Origin of the sequence: Mesorhizobium sp. B264B1B (assembly GCF_020165765.1) — a bacterium.
In the GTDB taxonomy this organism is placed as follows: domain Bacteria; phylum Pseudomonadota; class Alphaproteobacteria; order Rhizobiales; family Rhizobiaceae; genus Mesorhizobium.
Map to the genome: position 1 here is coordinate 448,331 of NZ_JAIUIS010000002.1, position 19,927 is coordinate 468,257.

The following is a 19,927-nucleotide window of genomic DNA, read 5'->3' on the forward strand; positions in this document are numbered from 1 at the left end:
CGGTTCAGCCGTCGCCGTCCGCCGGCCCTTCGCCATGGCTCCGTGCGCTCAAGTTCTTCGAGACATCCACTGGACGTTCCGATCCGCCTGATGGCGGACCGGATTCTCGCCCTTTGAAATCCTTCGCCAGTAGATACAGCTCCACCGACTCATCGCGCGACGCAGGCGGCTTGACGTGGTGGACGGACCGGAAATTCTTCTTCAGCATCGAGAGCAGCTCGTTTTCGGCGCCGCCCTGGAACGTCTTGGCCAGGAAGTGGCCGCCCGGCTTCAGCACCGACAGCGCGAAATCGGCGGCCACCTCGCACAGATGCATGGTGCGGATGTGGTCGGTCCGCTTGTGGCCGGTGGTGGGCGCCGCCATGTCGGACAGCACGACATCGGGATCGCCGCCAAGCGCCTCGGCCAGCTTCCGCGGCGCCTCGGGATCGAGGAAATCCATCAACAGCACCGGCGCGCCGGGCACCGCGTCCATCTCCAGATAGTCGATGCCTACGACATGCGGATTTTCCGCGGTCGATTTGGTCCGCGCGGCCGCGACCTGGCACCAGCCGCCGGGGGCCGCACCAAGGTCGATCACCTTCATGCCGGGTTTCAGCAGATGGTGCTTGTCGTCGATCTCGATCAGCTTGTAGGCCGCGCGCGAGCGGTAGCCGTCAGCCTTGGAGCGCTGGACGTAGGGATCGTTGATGTGGCGCTGCAGCCAGCGGCGCGACGATTCCTTCAGCCCGCTTTTCTTCTTGATCCGCGTCTTCAGCACGCGAATGCCGGCTGAGCCCGGCTTTTCCGGTTTCTTGGTCATTGGTTGACTTCTTGTCCAAGTTTTCTCGCTTGCCGGGTTGTGGCCGCTTTTCGGCGGCAGCGCGTTTGGCAAACGGCTTCCCCCACTCCGTCGCTGCTTCGCAGCGCCACCTCTCCCCCCTCCGGAGGGAGAGGAAGGGCGCCAAGATTGGCTAGCTCGCGCCATTCCTCTCCCCCGTCGATCGGGGGAGAGGTGTCGAGCGAAGCTCGACGGAGTGGGGGTCGACTGCTCACCGGAGCAACGCTTGCGCCAGCTTGCCCGAGCGTGACTTCTGGACAAACGGAGCCGTTTGTCCGCGAAAACCGGTCGCCACTTTTCGCTGACGCGGTTCTGCGGTTCGGGATCATGTTCTGCCGCGCCCATCGTTGCGCCAGACGCCGTCATCGGCCATCAGCTCGCTCAATATGCCCTCGCGCAAGCCACGGTCGGCAACGCGCAGCCGCTCCGACGGCCACACGGCGCGGATCGCTTCCAGGATGGCGCAGCCGGCCAGCACCAGGTCGGCGCGGTCCGCGCCGATGCAGGGATTGGCGACACGCTGCTGGAAATCCCAGCCGACAAGTTTTTCCACCATGCGGTCGACGCTGTCCCTGTCCATCCACAGGCCGTCGACGCGGCGGCGGTCGTAGCGCTCGAGATCGAGATGGACGCCGGCAAGCGTCGTCACCGTTCCGGAAGTGCCCAGCAGATGAAATTTCGGGCTGGCCTTGAGGTGGCTAAGCCGATCGCGGCCATCGAAGGCGGCGAGCCGGGCGGCAACGTCGTCGACCATGGCGCCAAAAATCTCGCGCGTCACCGTGCGGCCGCCGAAACGCTCGGCCAGCGAGACGACGCCGACCGGCAGCGACGTCCACGACACGATATGGTTGGCGAGTCGCGGTGAGCGGCGGCCGGTGAGATCGATCAGCGCGATTTCGGAGGAGCCGCCGCCGATGTCGAACAGCACGACGCCCTGCGTGTCGCGCTCGACCAGCGAACCGCAGCCGGACACCGCTAGCCGCGCTTCGGTCTGTCGGTCGATGATTTCGAGCTTGAGGCCAGCCTCGCGCTCGACGCGCTCCAGGAATTCGACCCCGTTCGCCGCCGAGCGGCAGGCCTCGGTGGCGATCAGCCGCGCCTTTCTGATCTTGCGGTTGCGCAGTTTCTCGCCGCAGACCTTCAGGGCCTCGACCGCGCGGTCCATCGCCGGTTGGCCGAGGCGGCCGCTGGCCGTGAGCCCCTCGCCCAGTCGCACGATGCGCGAAAAGGCGTCGATGACGCGAAACTGGCCATGACGCGCCGGCACGGCGACCAGCAGCCGGCAATTGTTGGTGCCGAGATCGAGCGCGGCGAAGACCGGCAATTCTGGCATCGGCGGCCGATGAGCCCCCGATTCGGGCCGAGCCACCGCGATGGGCGGTGTGGCTATGCCTGCAAGCGCCGCGCCAGCCGCGGCGGCGCGTGCCGTCGGCGCCCCGTTCGCCGCGGGACGGATATCGTCGCGCGCAAAAACCTTGCGCCCGCGCCGGCGTTTGCGCCTTTTCTTGGCCTTGCCCTTTTGATGGTGGTTCGCGTCGCTCGCCTGCCCGTCGGCGGAGCGTGGCTCCGTCGGGCGGCGTTGCTGCCATTTGGCGGTCCCCGGGCCTGCCGGCCCCGGGGAAGCGCTGGACGCGCCCACCTCCGGCGCGCCGGCGCCGGTGTCGCGGTCTTCCACTGTCGTTCCTTCCGGCGCCGCGCGAACCGGCGAACGGACGCAGCAGGCGCTTCTTTGTTTCAAGTTGCCGCCAGACTAGCAGCGCCGGCCCGGATCACCAAGTGCCGCATGGCACGAATTTTGCCGGCTGTCCGCAAACCGCCTGCTGCCGCGTCTTACGCAAAGTGGGGGTAAACAGCGACTTTCAGCACAAATGCATGCGGAGACGGTCGCATGGCCGGGCCGATATTCCCGCTCGGCTGTCGATTTTCCGCCTCTCGACGACGATAACGATTGCGGCTTGCCATGGCGGCAAGGGCCGGCGGTTGAATAGCCGGCTTCGATGAGGCATCTCTGAAATAGAGGGGGCAAAGCGATCGGAATCGCCGACCGCTTTCCCGCAATGACAGCGAAGGCAACGGGCCCGCAACGCATGGCAGTCAGGCAATGAACTGGAGACGCTATTTCTGGCCGGTCGTCGGCGTCGGGGCGGTGATTTTCTCGCTCCTGCTGCTCTGGCACGAATTGCGCGGCATTTCGCTGGATGATGTCTGGGACGGTATTGCGGCGATCCCGGCCCGCGGCTGGATCCTCGCGGGGCTGAGCTCGGTTGTCGCCTACGCCTCGCTCGCCGGCTACGACCACATCGCGCTCCTGCATATCGGCAAACGCGTGTCGTGGCTGTTCGTCACGCTGTGCTCCTTCACCACCTACGCGCTGTCGCACAATATCGGCGGCTCGGTGTTTTCGGGCGCCGTCATCCGTTATCGCGCCTATGGCACGAGGGGATTGAGCGGACAGGACGTCGGCGTGCTGGTGGCGATCTGCTGGATTACCTTCGTGCTGTCGACGGTACTTGCCTCCGGCCTCGTTCTGGTGCTCGAACCGCAGATCATCGACCGCTTCTCCGGCATAGCCCATCACGGCCTGTCGCGGGCTGCGGGCATCGTCATGCTTGCCGTCGTCGCCGCCTATATCTTCGGCAGCTGGCTGCATCTGCGGCCGCTGAAGATCGGCAGCTTTCAGATTCACTATCCGGCCCTGCCGATCGTGGCGCGACAATTACTGATCGGCCCGATCGAACTCCTGGCGGCAGCCGCGATCATCTTCTTTGCCCTCCCCGGGACCCATAACCCCGGCTATTTCGTGGTGCTCGGCGTGTTCCTCGTCTCCTTCTCGATCGCGCAGATCTCGCACGCGCCGGGTGGGCTGGGCGTGTTCGAGGTGGTGTTCCTGGCCGGGCTCTCCGACATGGACCCCGTGGGCGTGCTGGCGGCCCTGCTGGTATTCCGGCTGTTTTATCTCATCGTCCCGCTGTTTCTGGGCCTGGGCATCGTGCTCTATTTCGAGCGCTCGCAGTTCGGGCGGACAGGCAATTGAAAAGCCGCGCCGAAACATCACAATTGAAACACCGGCAGGCTTGACTATTTTCTGCTGGCGGCTACAAGGCAGCGCTCACAGCGGTTCGCCCGCTCGGCCCGCGCGGTTTATGACCTCGCCTGCTGGGGAATAGGTTAACGGTAGACCCACGGACTCTGACTCCGTTAGTCCTGGTTCGAATCCAGGTTCCCCAGCCAGCTTCACTCCCACCGTCCGCACCAGACCAACCAGCCTGATCCGCCGTCTCGCGATCGAACAGGCAGCCCGATCATCACGGGTTGAAATATCGGGGCGGCCTCTTACCTCGGTGAAGGGCGGGCGAACAATCCAGCAGATCGGAGAGCGGTTTTGGCGTCTCGCGGGATTCGACTACCGGCTATCCTGTTTCTTCTCACCGGCACGGGCGCGCTCTGGTCCTGCGTCGTTCCCGACGATACGTCCAAGCTTGCGAAAGAGGATCCCACAACGGCTGCCGCCCAAAAGGAAATGGTCGGCCTCAGCGAAGCGGACCTGCGAATGTGCGCGGGGTTCCCCACCGCCACCGCCGACGAAGGAGCATCGGGGCAAATCTGGAGCTATGAGCGCGCGGTGCAGCGGGGCAATGTCAATGTCGTGCTTCCTACCTTCGCGGTGGGCCCCATCCCTTCCGTCGGCGGGTCGTTGAATGTCGCTCCGGGAGGTTATTGCAACACACAGGTTCGCATCGTCGATGGCCGTGTGGCTGAGGTCGCCTATGCGGGCGACAACAACCTTCCAAACCGCCGCGATGGGCTGTGTGTCAGCGCCGTCGACGCATGCGTCGTCTATGCCCGCAAACAAAACAAGGGCAGGCCTGGCAGTTAAAGACGTTCGGCACCGATGCGGGTGAGCCCGGCTTTGTCATAGGCGCTGCACGGGCTGGTGGAATGCCTGACACGGCGCGGCGAAGCGAGGCGTTGCCGGCGCTGCAAGCAAGGTTGGCCAAGACGGATGTACCAATCAGCTCGTCATGCCTGTGCAGGACGAGCGTGCAGCCGGCGCCGAGTTCTTGCCGTTAAGTCTATCATCACATGCATCCGCGCGACCGCCGGACGTCCCGATCCGTATTCCTCATACTGGCGGTCGGTGATCGCGGCTCAAATGCAGGGGGGAATGGAACCAGATCGGCCCTGCAACGTCATAGAAGCAGGTGCTCATGCAGGAGTGTGACGTCGATGACCAGGCTCCTTCTCGTCGCGGCTGTCGTGCTCGCCATGGCATGTGACGTATCGGCGGCGGCAAAGCTGGACGTCGCAGCCGTCAACAACGCGCAATTCGACGACAGCGAAGCAAAAGGCGTCAGTGCGACCGTGCTGAAGGCACAGATCCTTCTGGATCGCGCGCGCTTCTCGCCGGGCCTGATCGACGGCCGCGCAGCAGAGAACTTCGCCAAGGCGGTCCGGGCGTTTCAGGCCGCCAACGGGCTGCCCGCCGATGGTAAGCTCACCCGCCAGACCTGGGACAAGCTGGTCGCGACCTCCCCGAGCCCGGCGCTCGAGACGTACGAGCTGACGCGCAAGGATGTGCGCGGACCGTTTACCAGGCGAATTCCGGCGCGCATGGAGAAAATGGCCCGCCTGCGCAGGCTCGGCTACCACAACGCGGCGGAAAAAATAGCGGAGCGCTTCCACGTCAGCCAACAGTTGCTTCAACGGCTCAACCCTGGCGTCGGCTTCAGGAAGGCCGGGCAAAAGGTGCTGGTGCCTGCCGTCACCCGAGGCGATCCGCCCGCGGGTGTTGCTGAGGTCGAGGTCGACAAGGGCGCGCGCCAGCTTCGCGTGCTCGACCCGTCCGGCAAAGTGCTTGCGGTGTACCCCGCCTCGATCGGCAGCCAGGAGAAGCCGGCGCCGAGCGGCCAGGCAGAGGTCAAACGCGTGGTGCACAACCCGACCTATCACTACGATCCCGACTTCGCCTTCAAGGGGGTCAGGACCAAGCGCCCCTTCACGATCGCCGCCGGGCCAAACAATCCGGTGGGATCGGTGTGGATTGATTTGTCCATCGAAAGTTACGGCATTCACGGGACTCCGGACCCGAGCAAGATCGGGAAAACCTTCTCGCATGGCTGCATCAGGCTGACCAATTGGGACGCCGAAGATCTCGCCTCCGAAGTGCACGAGGGCACGAAGGTCATCTTCACCGGCGAAGCGGTGGGATCGATCGACCAGGGATCGCCGTAGAGGCAACCGGGGGACTCACTTTCACTTGGCTGCTGCCATTGAGGCGCTGCCGGCCTTGCCGTCAGCCGGCCGGCGCCTCGATTCACGGCGAAATCACCCCAGCCACTTCTCATAATCGGACACCAGCAGGTGCAGCGGGGCGACGTCCTCGTCGATGTTGGAGAAGCGACCGATCGGCTCGCGAAATACATTGTCGGTGAGATCGTCATTGACGGTCGACACCTCGCCGATCAGTACGTCCTTGCCTTCGGCCCAGAAGGCATGCCAGACGCCGGGCAGCAGCGTGACGCTCTGGCCCGGATCGAGCTTCAGCAGCCCGCCCGCCGGCAACCGGTGGATGGTGCCGTCGACAGGCACCGACACCTCGGCCCTGGGATCGATGCCGCCGTCGCGATCGTGCATGAACAGTTCCAGCACCAGCTTGCCGCCGCCACGGTTGATGATGTCCTCGGCCTTGATGTTGTGGCGGTGCATCGGCGACAACTGGTCCTTGCGCGAGATCATGATCTTCTCGGCATAGAGCATGCCCATGCCCTTCTTCATGTCCTCGTAGCGGCCGTTGCGCACGGTGAACAGGAACAGGCCGAGCTCCTTGAACTTTTCCTGGCCGTAGTCGGTGATGTCCCAGCCGAGCCGCGAGGTGAAAATGGCCGAGGAATCGATCTGGCGCGCCTTCATCTCTTCCGGCGACCAGTAGGCGAAGGGCGGCATGATGTAACCGAACGAGCGGATGAAAGCGTCGGCTTCGCGGATGATGTCGTTGATGGCGGAGCGTTTCATGATCGTGGTCCTCGTGTCGACTTTTCCGACAAATCGCATAGCCGAACGACGATGCGGTGTCGATCCGTATTGCCTCGCCCCGGCTTGCAGCGCGGACGCATGGAACCACGGATCCGCTCGGCTGGCCGCGTGACATAAGGCGCTTTCAGGGCCATAACCCCTGCGGATTCCACAGGGTGACAGATGATGCCGACCATTCACGACCTCGATACGCCATCGATCCTGATCGACGCCGCGCGCGCCGAAGCCAATATTGCCCGCGCGCAGGCGCATGCCGACCGCCACGGGTTGAAGCTCAGGCCGCACATCAAGACGCATAAGCTGCCCTATTGGGCGAAGAAGCAGGTGGCGGCGGGCGCGGTCGGCATCACCTGCCAGAAGATCGGCGAGGCCGAGGTGATGGCCGATGCCGGGCTGACCGACATTTTTCTCCCCTACAACATCCTTGGCCGCGCCAAGCTGGAGCGGCTGAAGGCGCTGCATGGGCGCGTCACCCTGTCGGTGACGGCGGACAGCATGGAGACGATCGACGGACTGGCCGCCACCTTCACCGATGCCGGCCATCCCCTGCCGGTGCTGGTCGAATGCGACACTGGCATGGGGCGCTGCGGCGTGCAGACGGCCGGTGAAGCGGTTGGCCTGGCAAGACAGATCGAGACGGCAAAGGGCCTCGCCTTCGGCGGGCTGATGACCTATCCGGCCGCGGGCCGTGCGGGGGAGGCCGAGGCCTGGCTCGCCGGCGCCAGGCAGGCGCTGGCCGCCTGCGGTCTCGCCTGCGCGCGCATCTCCAGCGGCGGCACGCCCGACATGTGGCGCTCCGGCGAAGACAGCGTCGTCACGGAATACCGCCCCGGCACCTACATCTATCTCGACCGCTACCAGGTCGCCAAGGGCGTCGGCAGCCTCGACGATTGCGCGCTGAGCGTGCTGTCGACCGTGGTCAGCCATCCGACGCGGACGCGTGCCATCCTCGACGCCGGCAGCAAGGCGCTGTCGAGCGATACGCTGGGGCTCGCCGATTTCGGCGAGCTGCTCGGCGTTGCGGGAGCGCGGGTGACGGGCCTGAGCGAGGAACACGGCACGGTCACGCTCTCAGGCGATGGCAAGCTTCGCATCGGCGAGCGCGTGCGCGTGGTGCCCGACCATTGCTGCGTCGTCACCAACCTGTTCAATGAGGTCAATTTGATCGACGGCGAGACGGTGCTGGAAACCCTGCCGGTGGCCGCACGTGGGCGGATGGGATGACTTCTTTGGCCAGGCGCGGGTGATTCAAGCCGGCTGACGCTCAGCCTGCCGGGCCGCGACCCTGCGCATCGCAATCACCCGCCGCCGGTGGATTTCGGTACGCATCGCCATCAGGTGCAGCGCGAAGAACAGCACCGTGAAGCCGATGGCCATCACCAGCAGCGGCCACAGCATCGAGGGGTCGATGGTCGAGCCGCCCATGCGGAATACCGAGGCCGGCTGGTGCAGCGTGTTCCACCAATCGACCGAGAACTTTATGATCGGGATGTTGATGAAGCCGACCAGCGTGATGATGGCGGCGGCCCAGGCGGCGCGGCCGGCGTCATCGAGCGCGCGGGTCAGCGCGATAATGCCGAGATACATCAGGAAGAGCACGAAAACCGAAGTCAGCCGCGCGTCCCATACCCACCAGGTGCCCCACATCGGCTTGCCCCAGATCGAACCGGTGATCAGCGCCAGCGCGGTGAAGACGGCACCTATGGGGGCCGCCGATTTCAGCGCGACATCGGCCAGCGGATGGCGCCAGACCAATGTGCCGAGCGCCGAGAGCGCCATCAGCGTGTAGCACATCATGGCCAACCAGGCGAAAGGCACATGGATGTACATGATGCGGACGGTGATGCCTTGCTGGAAGTCCTCGGGCGCGGTGAAGCTCATATAGAGCCCGGCGGCAAGGGTCAGCGCCGCAATCGTCGCCAGCCACGGCACCACCCGGTCGGCAAGCACCACGAACCGTGTCGGGTTGGCAAGATCGGTCCAGCCGCTCAGGCGTGAAGTGCTGTCGCTCATGCCGCTTTAAATAGCCCGGCTATGCGTCTGGGGCAATCGAGGGAGTGTCGCAGGCCTTGTCACCTCCCCTTGGGGGGTGCTGCGAAGCAGCGGGGTGAGGACGGCGGCGCTCCCCGACCGGACCTTCGGTCCGACCTCCCACGGGGGAGGTAAAAGAACCCGCTCAGGCGGCCTCGCCCTGTATCGAGCGGCTGAGGCGGCGGACCTCTTCGTCGTTGAGCAGGCCGCCGGCGCGCAGCAGGCTGGCGAAACGGCCGTTGCGCAGCGACAGCTCGGCGAAGCCACCCATTTCGACCACCCTGCCCTTGTCCATGAACACGACCAGATCGGCGTCGCGGACGGTAGTCAGGCGGTGGGCGATGATGAAGGTGGTGCGGTCGCGGCGCAATTCGTCGATCGCTTCCTTGACGCGGTCTTCTGTCTCGACGTCGAGGGCGCTGGTCGCCTCATCCAGCACCAGGATCGGAGCATCCTTCAACACGGCGCGGGCAATGGCGATGCGCTGGCGCTCGCCGCCAGACAACTGGCCGCCACGTTCGCCGACTACCGTGTCGTAGCCATTGCTCTTGGCCAGGATGAAGTCCTGTGCGGCAGCCGCGTTGGCGGCGGCATGGATCTCGTCGTTGGTCGCATCGGAGCGGCCGACGCGGATGTTGTCCTCGATCGAGCGGTTGAGCAGGCCTGCATCCTGGAACACGGTGGCGATCGAATGGCGCAGCGACTTGCGGGTCACGGTGCGGGTGTCGATGCCGTCGATCAGGATACGGCCGGTGGACGGCGAGAAGACGCGCTGCAACAGATTGATGAGCGTGGTCTTGCCGGCGCCGGTCGGCCCAACGATGGCTACGGTCTGGCCCGCCTGGACCTCGAAGGAGACGTCGTGGATGCCCTGCCCCGAATTGGCGAATTCGAAGCCGACATTCTCGAAGCGGACATGGCCGGTGACGTTAGTGAGATCGCGCAGCCCGTCCGGTTCGGCGGCGTCGGCCGCCGAGTCCTCGAGATGGTAGAAATCCTCGAGCTTGGCGCGGGCCTCCGAAATCTGGTTGGCGAATGCCGACATCTGGTCGAGACGTGCGATCAGCAGCGTTGCAAAACCGGTGAAGGCGATGACGTCGCCGATGCGCAGCTGGCCGTGGGTGACCAGATAGGCGCCGATCAAAAGCACCACCATCATCGAAATCGTCGACGACAGGCGATGCAGCGCATTGGCCATGGCCCACCAGTCGAGCACAGGGTTCTGCGCATCGAGCAGGTTCTTGACGTAGCGGCGCAGCGTATCGGCCTCATGGCCGAGGCGGTTGTAGCTCTGCAAAACGGCGACGTTGCTGACCGAGTCCGTCACATGGGCGAATACGGTGTGATAGTGGCGCTCCACGGCGGCCTGGCCTGCCTTGGTCCGCTTCATCACCAGCCGGCCGATGCCGACATAGAGCACGCCGAGAGCCAGCAGCACCATCGACATGCGCACGTCCATGCTGAGCGCGGTCGGGATCAGCAGGAACAACGCGACGGCCGTGGACAGATGCTGGCGCATGAATTCGAGCCAGAGACTAAACAAGGTCTCCACGGCACGCAGCAGCGTGTGCAGGGAATTGGACGTGCCGCGCTGATGATGCCAGGCGAGCGGCATGGTGATGACGCGCTCGAAGGAGTCGCAGAGCACTTCGCTGCGCCGGGCGTGGGCGAAGCGGTCGGCGCCGCGCGCCACAAGAACGAACGCGATGATGTTGAAGGCGCCGAGGCCGGCCCAGAGGGCGAGCGTCGAAAAGACGGAGCCGTGTGCGGAAATCGCGTCGATCACGCGACCGAACATGATCGGCTCCAGGATGGCGATGATGGCCAGCGCGACATTGGCTGAGCAGATCAGCGCCACGCGTTTCCTGTCAGCTGCCAAATAACCGAGCGCTCGCCAGTAGATTTGCAGAAGGGACACTTCAGCTACTCCGCCAAAACATTTATTGTGCACCGCACCATTTCTTGACACGTATCGGTTAACGCGTCGCAAAACAATGCCCGTCTATCCCTTCCGTTCCCGTTTAGCGAACAAAAGATGACGACGATGCGAAATCTCACGTGATCACCTAACGGGTTGAGATAAAAGGTGAAATGTCAGCCTTGCGGCAAAATCATGGCAGCCGCTGAGCGCTGCCACATTTTTAATCACGGGGAACTTGCCCGGCATGGCCCGACCGGATCCGCCGGCTGCCCAAGCGGATATCTGCAAATAGACAAAAGACTATCCCGCGCATTCCGGAGGATGCGCGGGACAGGGTTGAAGCTGTTGATTTTACGAAGGTATCTTCACGACAACTTCGACCTTGCTACCAGCCTTCGGTTGGAAAGACGCGGATTTCGTCTTCGAACCATCAACTTCAAGCGAGATCGACTTGGTCTTTTTGTCGCGGACGACACGCACCGTGACTTCGGCCCCCAGCATTTTGAGCGTGGCGGCGTAGCCATCCCAATGGCTGGGCAGTTTCGGCCTAAACGTGATCTGCTTTCCACGCCGCTCGATGCCGAGAATGCCTTCGACCGCCGCCCGGTACAGCCAGCCCGCCGAGCCCGTGTACCACGTCCAGCCACCGCGGCCGCCCTTGTTGTCGCTGGCATTGCCGTCGCCGGCGTAGATATCGGCCGCAACCACGTAGGGCTCGACGCGGTAGCGCTCTGCCGAGGCCTCGTCCAATGCGTGGTTGACCGGGTTCAGCATCGAGAAGCAGCGATAGGCTTCGTCGTTCAGCCCCATTTCGGCCAGCGCGATGACGAACCAGGTGGCGGCATGAGTATACTGGCCGCCATTCTCGCGAACGCCCGGCGGGTAGCTCTTGATGTAGCCCGGGTCCTTCTTCGTCTTCGAAAAGGGCGGCGTGAACAGCTTGAGGATCTTGAGTTCGTCGTCGACGAGCAGCTTGGTCGCCTGCTGCATCGCCGTCGTCGAACGCGCCGGATCGCCCTCGCCCGAGAGCACGCTCCAGGACTGGGCGATGGAGTCGATCCTGCACTCCTGGGATGAGCGCGAACCGAGCGGCGTGCCATCGTCAAAACTGCCGCGCCGATACCATTCGCCGTCCCATGCCGTGCTCTCCAGCGCGCGTTTCAGCGCGTCGGCATGCTTTGCCCAGGCCTGCGCGTGCTTGGCATCACCCTCCGTCTTGGCCACGGCGGCGAAGTCGCCCAGCGTCCGCAGCAGGAACCATCCGAGCCAGACGCTCTCGCCCTTGCCTTGCTCGCCGACGCGGTTCATGCCGTCATTCCAGTCGCCGCCGAGGATCAGCGGCAGCCCGGCGGGACTGCTGCGCGTAATGGCAAGATCGAGCGCACGCGCGCAATGCTCGTAGAGGGACGCTGTCTTTTTCGAAATTTCGGGCGTGAAGAAGGCATCGTGCTCGCCCTCGCTGAGCGGCTGTCCATCGATGAAGGGCAGCTGCTCCTTCAGGATGGTGGCGTCACCCGTCACCAGCAGGTAGCGCGCGGTGGCATGGGCCAGCCAGACCACGTCGTCGGAGATCAGCGTACGCACACCCGCCCCGGTGCGCGGCAGCCACCAATGCTGCACGTCGCCTTCAGGGAACTGCCGACGCGCCGCGTTGAGGATCTGGTCTCGCGCCAGTTTGGGATCGTGCGCCAGCAGAGCCAGCGTGTCCTGCAACTGGTCGCGGAAGCCGAAGGCGCCGCTGGCCTGATAGAAGGCAGAGCGGGCGCGGATGCGGCAGGCGAGGCTCTGGTAGGGCAGCCAGTGGTTGACCATGGCGTCGAGCGCCTTGTCCGGCGTTTCGACCTGAATGGTGTCGAGGAAGCCGCGCCACTCGCGCTCGTTGTCGGCCAGACGCTGGTCGAAATCCCTGCCCCGATGCTTGCGCACCAGGGCGCTCGCTTCCGCGGCCGAGCCAGCGTCCCCGAGCAGCCAGAACAGCGTGACGTCGCCGCCGGCCGGAACATCGATGTCGCGGGCGATTGCAGCGCAGGGATCGTCGCCGGCCTCCACGCGGCCTGACAGTCCCGCACCGCTCAGCACCGCCTGCGGAAACTCGCTGGTGCCGTGCCGGCCCAGGAATTCGGTCCGGTCTGCTGTCACCGAATGCACGCCGTCATCGGCGGCGAGGAAGGCGACGCGCTCGCCGAAATCGAGCCCGTAGGGGTTCTGTGCCAGCAAGGCGCCGGTGGCGGCATCGCGCGACGGAACGATGGTCGCCGCCGTGCGCGAGCGATGTCCGCCCAGCACCCATTCGGCATAGGCATAGACGCGCAGCCTGGCCGGCGCCGGGCCGGTATTCTGGATGCGCAGGCGGGAAATCTTCACCGGGTCGACAGGGTCGACGACATGGGTAAGGTCCATCGACAATGAGCCGCGCTTCGACCGGAAGGTGGAGAACCCTTGGCCGTGCCACGTCTCGTAAGTCATCGACGGATCGCGCACCACGGCGGCGAGCGGCGAGAATGCCCGGCCACTGGCGTGATCATAGATATAGATGCCCTCACCGGGCCGGTTCGAAACCGGATCGTTCGACCACGGCGTCAGTTGGTAATCGCGGCTGTTGCGGCTCCAGGTGAAGGCAGCGCCTTCGGCGGAGACGTGGAAGCCGAACGAGGCATTGGAAATAACATTGATCCAGGGTTGGGGCGTGGTGCTGCGGCCGGCCAGGCGCACGACATAATGCCGCCCGTCGCCCTCGAAACCACCGAACCCGTTCCATTGGCTGAGCCCGTGCCCGTCCGCCGCCAGGGCCTGCGAGCCAAAGGAATGCGTCATAGGCCCCAATTCGGGCAATGCCGCCGGCTGCTGGGCATCGCGCGCCTGCAAGGCGGCCACTTCGGCCCGCTCGATCTGATCGAAGATGGTGCCGTTGCGCGTGTGCAGAACCACGCGGGCAACCGCAAGCAGCGTCTTGTAGGTGGTCTCGTCCATCAGGTCGCGGCGCACGGCGAATATGTGCTGGCGCGGTCCGAGCTCCTTGCCGCGCAAGCGGCTGTTCTCGCACAGGGATTCGACTGCTCGCTGCAGGTCCTGCACATAGGAGGACGCCTGTTCGTTGACGACGACGAAATCGATCATCATGCCACGGGTGCGCATGTACTCCTGGAAACGGAGCGCCTGGGCGACGATTTCGAGATCGGCGACGTCGCCGATCCTGACCAGGAAGATCGGGAAATCGCCGGAGATGCTGGTCGGCCACAGGCTCGACTGCTTGCCCAGTCCCGAAGCGATGGATTCGGCCGGCAGGCGCAGGAATGGATCGGGATAGATCAGATAGCGCGCCAGCTTCTGTACGTTGGCGGCGTCGGCCAGGCTGAGGCCGAGATGCCGGGTCTGCACCTGGCTGCGCGTCCAGGCAAGCATTGCCTGTCGGGCAAAGCTCTCCGGGTGGTCGAGCCGGGCAATGGCCTCCTCCAGCTCCGCGCGGTTGGAACCGACGACGGTCCAGAAGGTCAGCGATATCTTCTTGTTGGCGGGCACGCGCACCTGGCGGCGCAGCGAGGCGACGGGATCGAGGGTGAAGCCGGAATGGCCGCCAAGCCGAGCGCCTGGATCGAACGCCGCAGCGTCGACGATGGTGCGGCCGCGGCCGATGAAGGCGCGCCTGTCGGTCTCGGCTTCGGCGTCGCGCGCCGGACCGGACGGGTCGGTGACGAAATGCACCATCGTCACGTCTGGCTCGCTGGTCTCGCGCTTGCGCCGCGTGGCGAAGATCGCCCCATTGTTGGGGGCAATTTCGGTCTCCACGAACATTTTCGAGAAGGCGGGATGGGCATTGTCGGATACCTCCAGGCCCAGCACCAGCTCGGCGAAGGAGGTCACTTCGATGTGACGGTCGGTCGGTCCCTCGTTGAACAGCGTCACGCGGCGGCCTTCGCCATTGCCTTCCGAGATGACGATGCATTCGACCTCGGAGCGCAGCGTGCCGACCAGTTTGACGAAGCTCGCCTTGTCGTCGGAGAACAGCGTCTGGGTGCGCTCCTCGGCCGCGCGCTTCGGCTCCGCCGTCGCCGACCACCAGTCGCCACTGCCTGCGTCGCGCAAGAAGATGTAGGAGCCGAGCCGGTCCTCGGTCGGATCCGGCTGCCAGCGCGTGACGGACAGATCGCCCCACCGGCTGTAGCCGGAGCCTGTCGCGGTGACCATCACCGAATAGCGGCCGTTCGACATCACGTTGGTCGAACGCAGTGCCCGCACAGGATCGAGCACGATGCGGGTGTCGGGACTCTCGGTTTCGGTCTCGTCCTTCGCCCGTTCGTCCGCCTCGGTTCTGACGGTCGCAGTCGGGATGTCGCGCGGCGCCCTCTCCTGGAGCAGAAGTTCGGCCGACTCGATGACCGGATCGCTGTGAAAACGGTCGCGCAGGCGACCCTCGAAAATGGCATCGGCGACCGCCGCGATCGACATACCGGAATGGTGGGCCATGTAGTTCTGCACGACGACGTGATCGGTGCCTTCCGGCACGCGCTGCGGCGTGAAATCGACCGCGTCGTAGTAACCATGGCGGCCAAGCGCGCCGAGCTCCCGCAGTCGCGCTAGGTTCTGCACCGCTTCGCGCGGGTTGAACTGCGCGGCCAGCACGGTGGCGTAAGGCGCGATCACCGTGTTCTGGCCAAGGCCGCGCTTCAACCCGAGACCAGGCACGCCGAAATTGGTGTACTGGTAGGTCAGCTCGCGGTCGCGGGCGTTGTAGGCCGCTTCCGAGATGCCCCAGGGCACGTTCTTCTGGCGGCCATACTGGATCTGACGTTTGATGATCAGCTTGCTGGTCTGGTTGAGAATCGAACCTTGCGGTTCCTTCATCACCAGCGGCGGCATCAGATACTCGAACATCGAGCCGGACCAGGACATCAGCGCGCCCTGGAAGCCTATCTCGACGATCGGCCGGCCAAGCCGGAACCAGTGCTCAGTCGGCAGGTCGCCCTTTGCGATGGCGAACAGGCTGGTCAGCCGCGCCTCGGAGGCCAGAAGATCGTAGCAGCTCTCGTCGAGCTGGTGCTCCTCGACCCGGTAGCCGATCGACAGCAGCTTGCGCTCCGGCCGCATCAGGAACGAGAACTCCATCTCGAAGGCGAAGCGGCGCGTGCGCTCGCGCAGGGTGAGCAGCTTGGCACGCAGCGCCTCTACGGCGTTGTCGTCGCTGTGGGCGTCGTGGACATGCGCCTCGCAGGTGGCTTCGAGCCTGGCCGCCCAGTCGACGATGACATCGCTCTGTGGCGATGCCGCCTCGGTGTGGATGGCGGTGGCGAGCTTGCGGATCTCGCCGGCCAGCACAGCCAAATTGATGGTGCGGATCGAGGCCATTTCCGGCTGCGCCTTGATGGTGTCGACGGCGCGCCGCATGCCGTCGAGGCGGTCGGCAAGGCGCTGGCGCAGCGGCCGCAGCTGACGGCGGTCGTCGGGCAGCTCATCCAGGCTCTCGCCGAGGATGGTCACTGTGTCGAGGATGCCCTCGAAATCGCCCTGGAGATGAACGGACGGCGCCTCGGCCCATTCGGCGCAGGCCGCCGCCACCGCCACCAAATGGCCGGCGAGATTGCCGCTGTCGACAGCCGAGATGTAGAGCGGATAGAGCGGCTTCAGTGTGGTGGTGTCGTACCAGTTGAAGAGATGGCCGCGGTTGCGCGGCATGCTCTCGATGGTCGTCATGGTGGCATCGATGCGGGTGATGGCGTCGGACAGGCTGATCCAGCCGAAATCGCGAGCCGAGACGACCGACAGGAGATAGACGCCGATATTGGTCGGGGAGGTGCGCGGCGCGACCACCGGCGCCGGGCTCTCCTGGAAATTGTCCGGCGGCAGGTGATGATGCTCCGCCGTGACGAAGGTTTCGAAATAGTGCCAGGTGCGGCGCGCCACGGTGCGCAGCGCATGGATGTCGGCCTGCGAGATGCGCAGCCGGTCCTCGGTCTCGGCCGAGCGGCTGATCCAGCTTGCGATCGCCGGGGAGCCGATCCAGAACAGAGCGAAGAAAAAGGCGACGAAGGCGCCGGTGGAATCGGCCAGCACCGGAATGGCGAGGCCGACGAAGCCGACGATCACGGCGCCGTACATCATGCCGTAGTAGGAGCCGACATCGTTGTCGCCGGCCTTGTGCGCCTGCGAGGCGGTGCGCCATTCCAGCAGGTTCTGCCGGGAGACGAACAGCCGGTAGAGCGTGCGCACGATGGCGTCGCCCATCATCCAGGCGTTATGCGCCATCAGCACGATCTTCAATGCCACCATGGCGGTGCCGAAGGCCACGTCGCGCGCCAGCGCGGAGAAATGGCCGCGCGGCGTCTGGTCACCGCTCTTGGGCAGTATGGCGTTGACGACGTCGAAAGTGGGCGCCATGAACAGGCTGAGGATCAGCAATGCCTGCCATTGTGCTGCCTGCGTGAAGGGCAGCAGCGTCCAGCCGGCGATCGCCGCCATCACCCAGAAGATCGGCGTCAGCGAGCGGCGCAGATTGTCGACCATCTTCCAACGCGACAGCGCCGGCACGCCGGAGCGCGGATCGAGGATGAAGCCCAGGAGCTGCCAGTCGCCGCGTGCCCAGCGGTGGTGGCGCGAGGCATCGACCGAGTAGCGGGTCGGGTAATCCTCGACCAGTTCGACGTCGGTGACGAGCGCCGAACGCGCCAGCGCGCCTTCGAGCAGATCGTGGCTGAGGATGGTGTTTTCCTCGATGCGGCCCTGTAACGCGGCCTCGAAGGCATCGACGTGGTAGAGGCCCTTGCCGGTGAAGGAGCCGTCGCCGAAGACGTCCTGGTACAGGTCGGACACCGCAAAGACATAAGGATCGAGGCCGCGATTGGCCGAGAAGACCCGTTGGAAGAACGACGCCTCGTCGCCGCTGGTCAGCGAAGCGGTGATACGTGGCTGCAGGATCGTGTAGCCCGAGGTGACGACGCGCCTGGTGGCATCGAAATGCGGTCGGTTGAGCGGGTGGCAAAGCTTGCCGACAAGCGTAGCGACCGCATCGCGGGTGGTGCGCGTGTCGGCGTCGAGCGTCATTACGTGAACGACTTTTTCCGGCAGCGGCACATCGAGCGGCAGGAAGGTGGTGTCGCTGTCGCCGCGCAGCAGCAGGTCAAGCTCGTGCAGCTTGCCGCGCTTGCGCTCCCAGCCCATCCAGCATCCCTGCGCGGCATTATAGAGCCGGCGCCGGTGCAGGAGATAGAAGCGCGGCGCGCCTTCGGCGGGATAGCGGGCGTTGAGGCGGGCGATCTCGTCACGGGCGAATTCGAGAATCTCGGTGTCGGCCGCGTCGATCTCGGTCTTGCTGTCGGGCCAGTCCGACAGCAGGGCGAAGTGGATCTCGTCCGCCAGATTGGCGAGGTAATGCACCTCGATGTTGCGGATGTTTTCCTCGACATCGTCGCGCGAGCCGATCAGCGACGGCACCACCACCAGCGTGCGTGCCTCGGACGGCACGCCGTGCCTGTAGTCATAGCCGATAAGGCGCGTCGGCTTGAGGAACAGCGAGACAACGGTATTGAAGAAAGCGAGCGCGCCTTCGCTGGCCGGCACGGCAAACAGCGCCAGCATCAAGACGATCGAAGGCACAGACAGGCCGAGATTGGCAAGGGCATTGCCGGAAACCACCAGCAGCAGCACGGTCAGCGCAAAGACCGGCAGGACGATGCCCAGCCATCCGGTCTTGGCAAAGGTGCGCTTGACGGTCTGACTGACGGTCGGTCGGTAGCCGATCGCCTTTTCCAGCTCCAGCCGGCGTGGCCCGACAAGGAAAAAACCGACATCCGTGTGCGCTAAAGGAGCCGCAAGGCCATCTGCGCCGTCGGCGGCGGATGCAATTTCGTTGGTGATCTGGCCGGCCAGTTCGATCGCCTTTTCGGCGACGCGATATTCCGACAGATTCGAGCGGCGGGCCAGCTCTTCGATCGCGGTCCGGTACTGGTCACGCGAGAAGAAATCGAGCGCGGCGAAGTCGGTGCGCTCGCGCAGCACCGTGTCGATACGGCTGACGCCCTCGAACCACACCGTCCAGTCGATATCGTTGATGAGCCGCAGGCCGCGTATGATGTTGCCGGTCGTCACATTGCCGCTGGACAGCGTATGATGCTCGGAAATGATGATTTCCTCGGCGTCCGAGCCGGTCTTCTCGAGTTCGCCTTCCAGCCACTCCAGCGCCTTGCCTGCATTCTGCGAGCCGTCGCGCAAGCGGTAGAGCAGTTGCGTGGCAAAGGTGGTGTCCTGGGCGTGCGCGCTGAAATTGGCCAGGATCGCTTGCCGGTCCCGGGTATCGTCGGTCGCCAGCACCTTGTCGGCGACATCATTGGCGATCTGGCGCATCTGCCGGGTGCGGTTGACCCTGACCGCAAGGCGGCGAAGATTTTCGATCAGAACGAAGCGCAACAGCGACGGCAGCGCCCAGAGTTCGCCGATCTTCAGCGGCTCGACCGACTGGAAGCCCTGGACGATGGCCTTGAACATGGTCGCGGAGACGGAACTGTCGGAATGCGCCACATAAGTCCAGGCCAGCGCCAGCGCGCGCGGCACGCCGCCGCCGTCCGGCAGCTTCAGCGTCGGCAGTTGACGATAGAAGCGGCGCGGCAGGTCGCGCTTGACCTGGAAAATGGTTTCTTCGACCAGATAGTTGTTGTCGAGCAGCCATTGCGCCGCGGGCGTGATGGTCTCGCCCCTCGCCTGCGCGGCGTTGGTCGAACGGTAGACTTCGAGGATCTTCTTGGCGCTGTCGCGGATGCGGGCCTGGAAATCGAATGGCGTCAGGCCGAACAGATCCGCGAGATCGCCCTTGGCTAGGCTTTCACCGAGCAGCCGAAGGCGTTCCTCCGGCAGGAAAATGGATCTTATCGGTTCTTCCGTGATGGGCGGGAAGCTCGCGCTAGTCTTTTCGATTTGTGCTGGATTCGTCTGAATATTCATTGAAAATTCCGTAAGCGGGCACTCAGCGGCGTCACCGCCACGGCAATGGCCCTAAAACCGATTCAAATGCAATTGGTTGCATGCCCAGCTTTTGCCGAAAATTGTTTCCGCACCACGACAAGGCATCGTCTTTCGACAGTTTCAAAGACGAACGCCCCTCACTCCCGCCGAGACCGATCGACGGAAAGGATTCA

At 64.6% G+C, this 19,927-nt stretch carries 10 protein-coding genes and 1 tRNA gene; 5 read left to right on the forward strand and 6 right to left on the reverse strand.

What is annotated here, in order from left to right; translation table 11 throughout:
• Positions 1 to 4: 4 nt before the first annotated feature.
• Together LB547_RS06045 and LB547_RS06050 are read right to left on the reverse strand one after the other, a co-directional pair.
• Complete coding sequence (locus tag LB547_RS06045) at positions 5 to 802, reverse strand: RlmE family RNA methyltransferase (protein ID WP_140494122.1); 798 nt, start codon at positions 800 to 802, stop codon at positions 5 to 7.
• 343 nt (positions 803 to 1,145) lie between these two features.
• Positions 1,146 to 2,495, reverse strand: a complete 1,350-nt coding sequence (locus tag LB547_RS06050) for a Ppx/GppA phosphatase family protein (protein ID WP_140494124.1) — start codon at positions 2,493 to 2,495, stop codon at positions 1,146 to 1,148.
• Between the two features lie 426 nt (positions 2,496 to 2,921).
• Between LB547_RS06050 and LB547_RS06055 the strand changes: the two genes are divergently transcribed.
• The 4 genes from LB547_RS06055 (at position 2,922) to LB547_RS06070 (ending at position 6,052) form a co-directional block, all read left to right on the forward strand.
• Positions 2,922 to 3,854: a lysylphosphatidylglycerol synthase domain-containing protein gene (locus tag LB547_RS06055; protein ID WP_140494126.1), complete on the forward strand. Its 933-nt coding sequence runs from the start codon at positions 2,922 to 2,924 to the stop codon at positions 3,852 to 3,854.
• A gap of 123 nt (positions 3,855 to 3,977) precedes the next feature.
• A tRNA-Gln gene (locus LB547_RS06060) sits at positions 3,978 to 4,051 on the forward strand.
• A 151-nt stretch (positions 4,052 to 4,202) separates the two neighbouring features.
• A complete protein-coding gene (locus tag LB547_RS06065) occupies positions 4,203 to 4,697 on the forward strand; it encodes a hypothetical protein (protein ID WP_224519168.1) in 495 nt (164 codons plus the stop codon).
• Between the two features lie 350 nt (positions 4,698 to 5,047).
• Entirely contained in the window at positions 5,048 to 6,052 is a 1,005-nt protein-coding gene (locus tag LB547_RS06070; RefSeq protein ID WP_140673368.1) for a L,D-transpeptidase family protein, read from the forward strand.
• A gap of 93 nt (positions 6,053 to 6,145) precedes the next feature.
• Here the strand turns inward: LB547_RS06070 and LB547_RS06075 are convergent, their stop codons facing one another.
• Complete coding sequence (locus LB547_RS06075) at positions 6,146 to 6,832, reverse strand: D-lyxose/D-mannose family sugar isomerase (protein WP_140761641.1); 687 nt, start codon at positions 6,830 to 6,832, stop codon at positions 6,146 to 6,148.
• A 186-nt stretch (positions 6,833 to 7,018) separates the two neighbouring features.
• Here LB547_RS06075 and LB547_RS06080 point away from each other — a divergent pair, with 186 nt between their 5' ends.
• On the forward strand, positions 7,019 to 8,077 hold the full coding sequence (locus LB547_RS06080) for a D-TA family PLP-dependent enzyme (RefSeq protein WP_181168345.1): 1,059 nt from the start codon (positions 7,019 to 7,021) through the stop codon (positions 8,075 to 8,077).
• Between the two features lie 24 nt (positions 8,078 to 8,101).
• Here LB547_RS06080 and LB547_RS06085 read toward each other — a convergent pair whose 3' ends face one another.
• The 3 genes from LB547_RS06085 to LB547_RS06095 all read right to left on the reverse strand — a co-directional run bounded on the left by LB547_RS06085 (position 8,102) and on the right by LB547_RS06095 (position 19,733).
• The gene (locus LB547_RS06085) at positions 8,102 to 8,866 is read right to left on the reverse strand and encodes a heme ABC transporter permease (RefSeq protein ID WP_140761647.1); all 765 of its coding nucleotides are present in this window, start codon (positions 8,864 to 8,866) and stop codon (positions 8,102 to 8,104) included.
• A gap of 163 nt (positions 8,867 to 9,029) precedes the next feature.
• Entirely contained in the window at positions 9,030 to 10,802 is a 1,773-nt protein-coding gene (locus tag LB547_RS06090; RefSeq protein ID WP_140494133.1) for a glucan ABC transporter ATP-binding protein/ permease, read from the reverse strand.
• A 354-nt stretch (positions 10,803 to 11,156) separates the two neighbouring features.
• Entirely contained in the window at positions 11,157 to 19,733 is an 8,577-nt protein-coding gene (locus LB547_RS06095) for a GH36-type glycosyl hydrolase domain-containing protein (RefSeq protein ID WP_140761650.1), read from the reverse strand.
• Positions 19,734 to 19,927 lie beyond the last annotated feature (194 nt).

Coding starts and splice junctions, on each gene's coding strand:
- LB547_RS06045 (WP_140494122.1), bottom strand. CDS start 802: ATGACCAAGAAACCGGAAAAGCCGGGCTCAGCCGGCATTCGCGTGCTG.
- LB547_RS06075 (WP_140761641.1), bottom strand. CDS start 6,832: ATGAAACGCTCCGCCATCAACGACATCATCCGCGAAGCCGACGCTTTC.
- LB547_RS06080 (WP_181168345.1), top strand. CDS start 7,019: ATGCCGACCATTCACGACCTCGATACGCCATCGATCCTGATCGACGCC.
- LB547_RS06085 (WP_140761647.1), bottom strand. CDS start 8,866: ATGAGCGACAGCACTTCACGCCTGAGCGGCTGGACCGATCTTGCCAAC.
- LB547_RS06095 (WP_140761650.1), bottom strand. CDS start 19,733: ATGAATATTCAGACGAATCCAGCACAAATCGAAAAGACTAGCGCGAGC.
- LB547_RS06055 (WP_140494126.1), top strand. CDS start 2,922: ATGAACTGGAGACGCTATTTCTGGCCGGTCGTCGGCGTCGGGGCGGTG.
- LB547_RS06070 (WP_140673368.1), top strand. CDS start 5,048: ATGACCAGGCTCCTTCTCGTCGCGGCTGTCGTGCTCGCCATGGCATGT.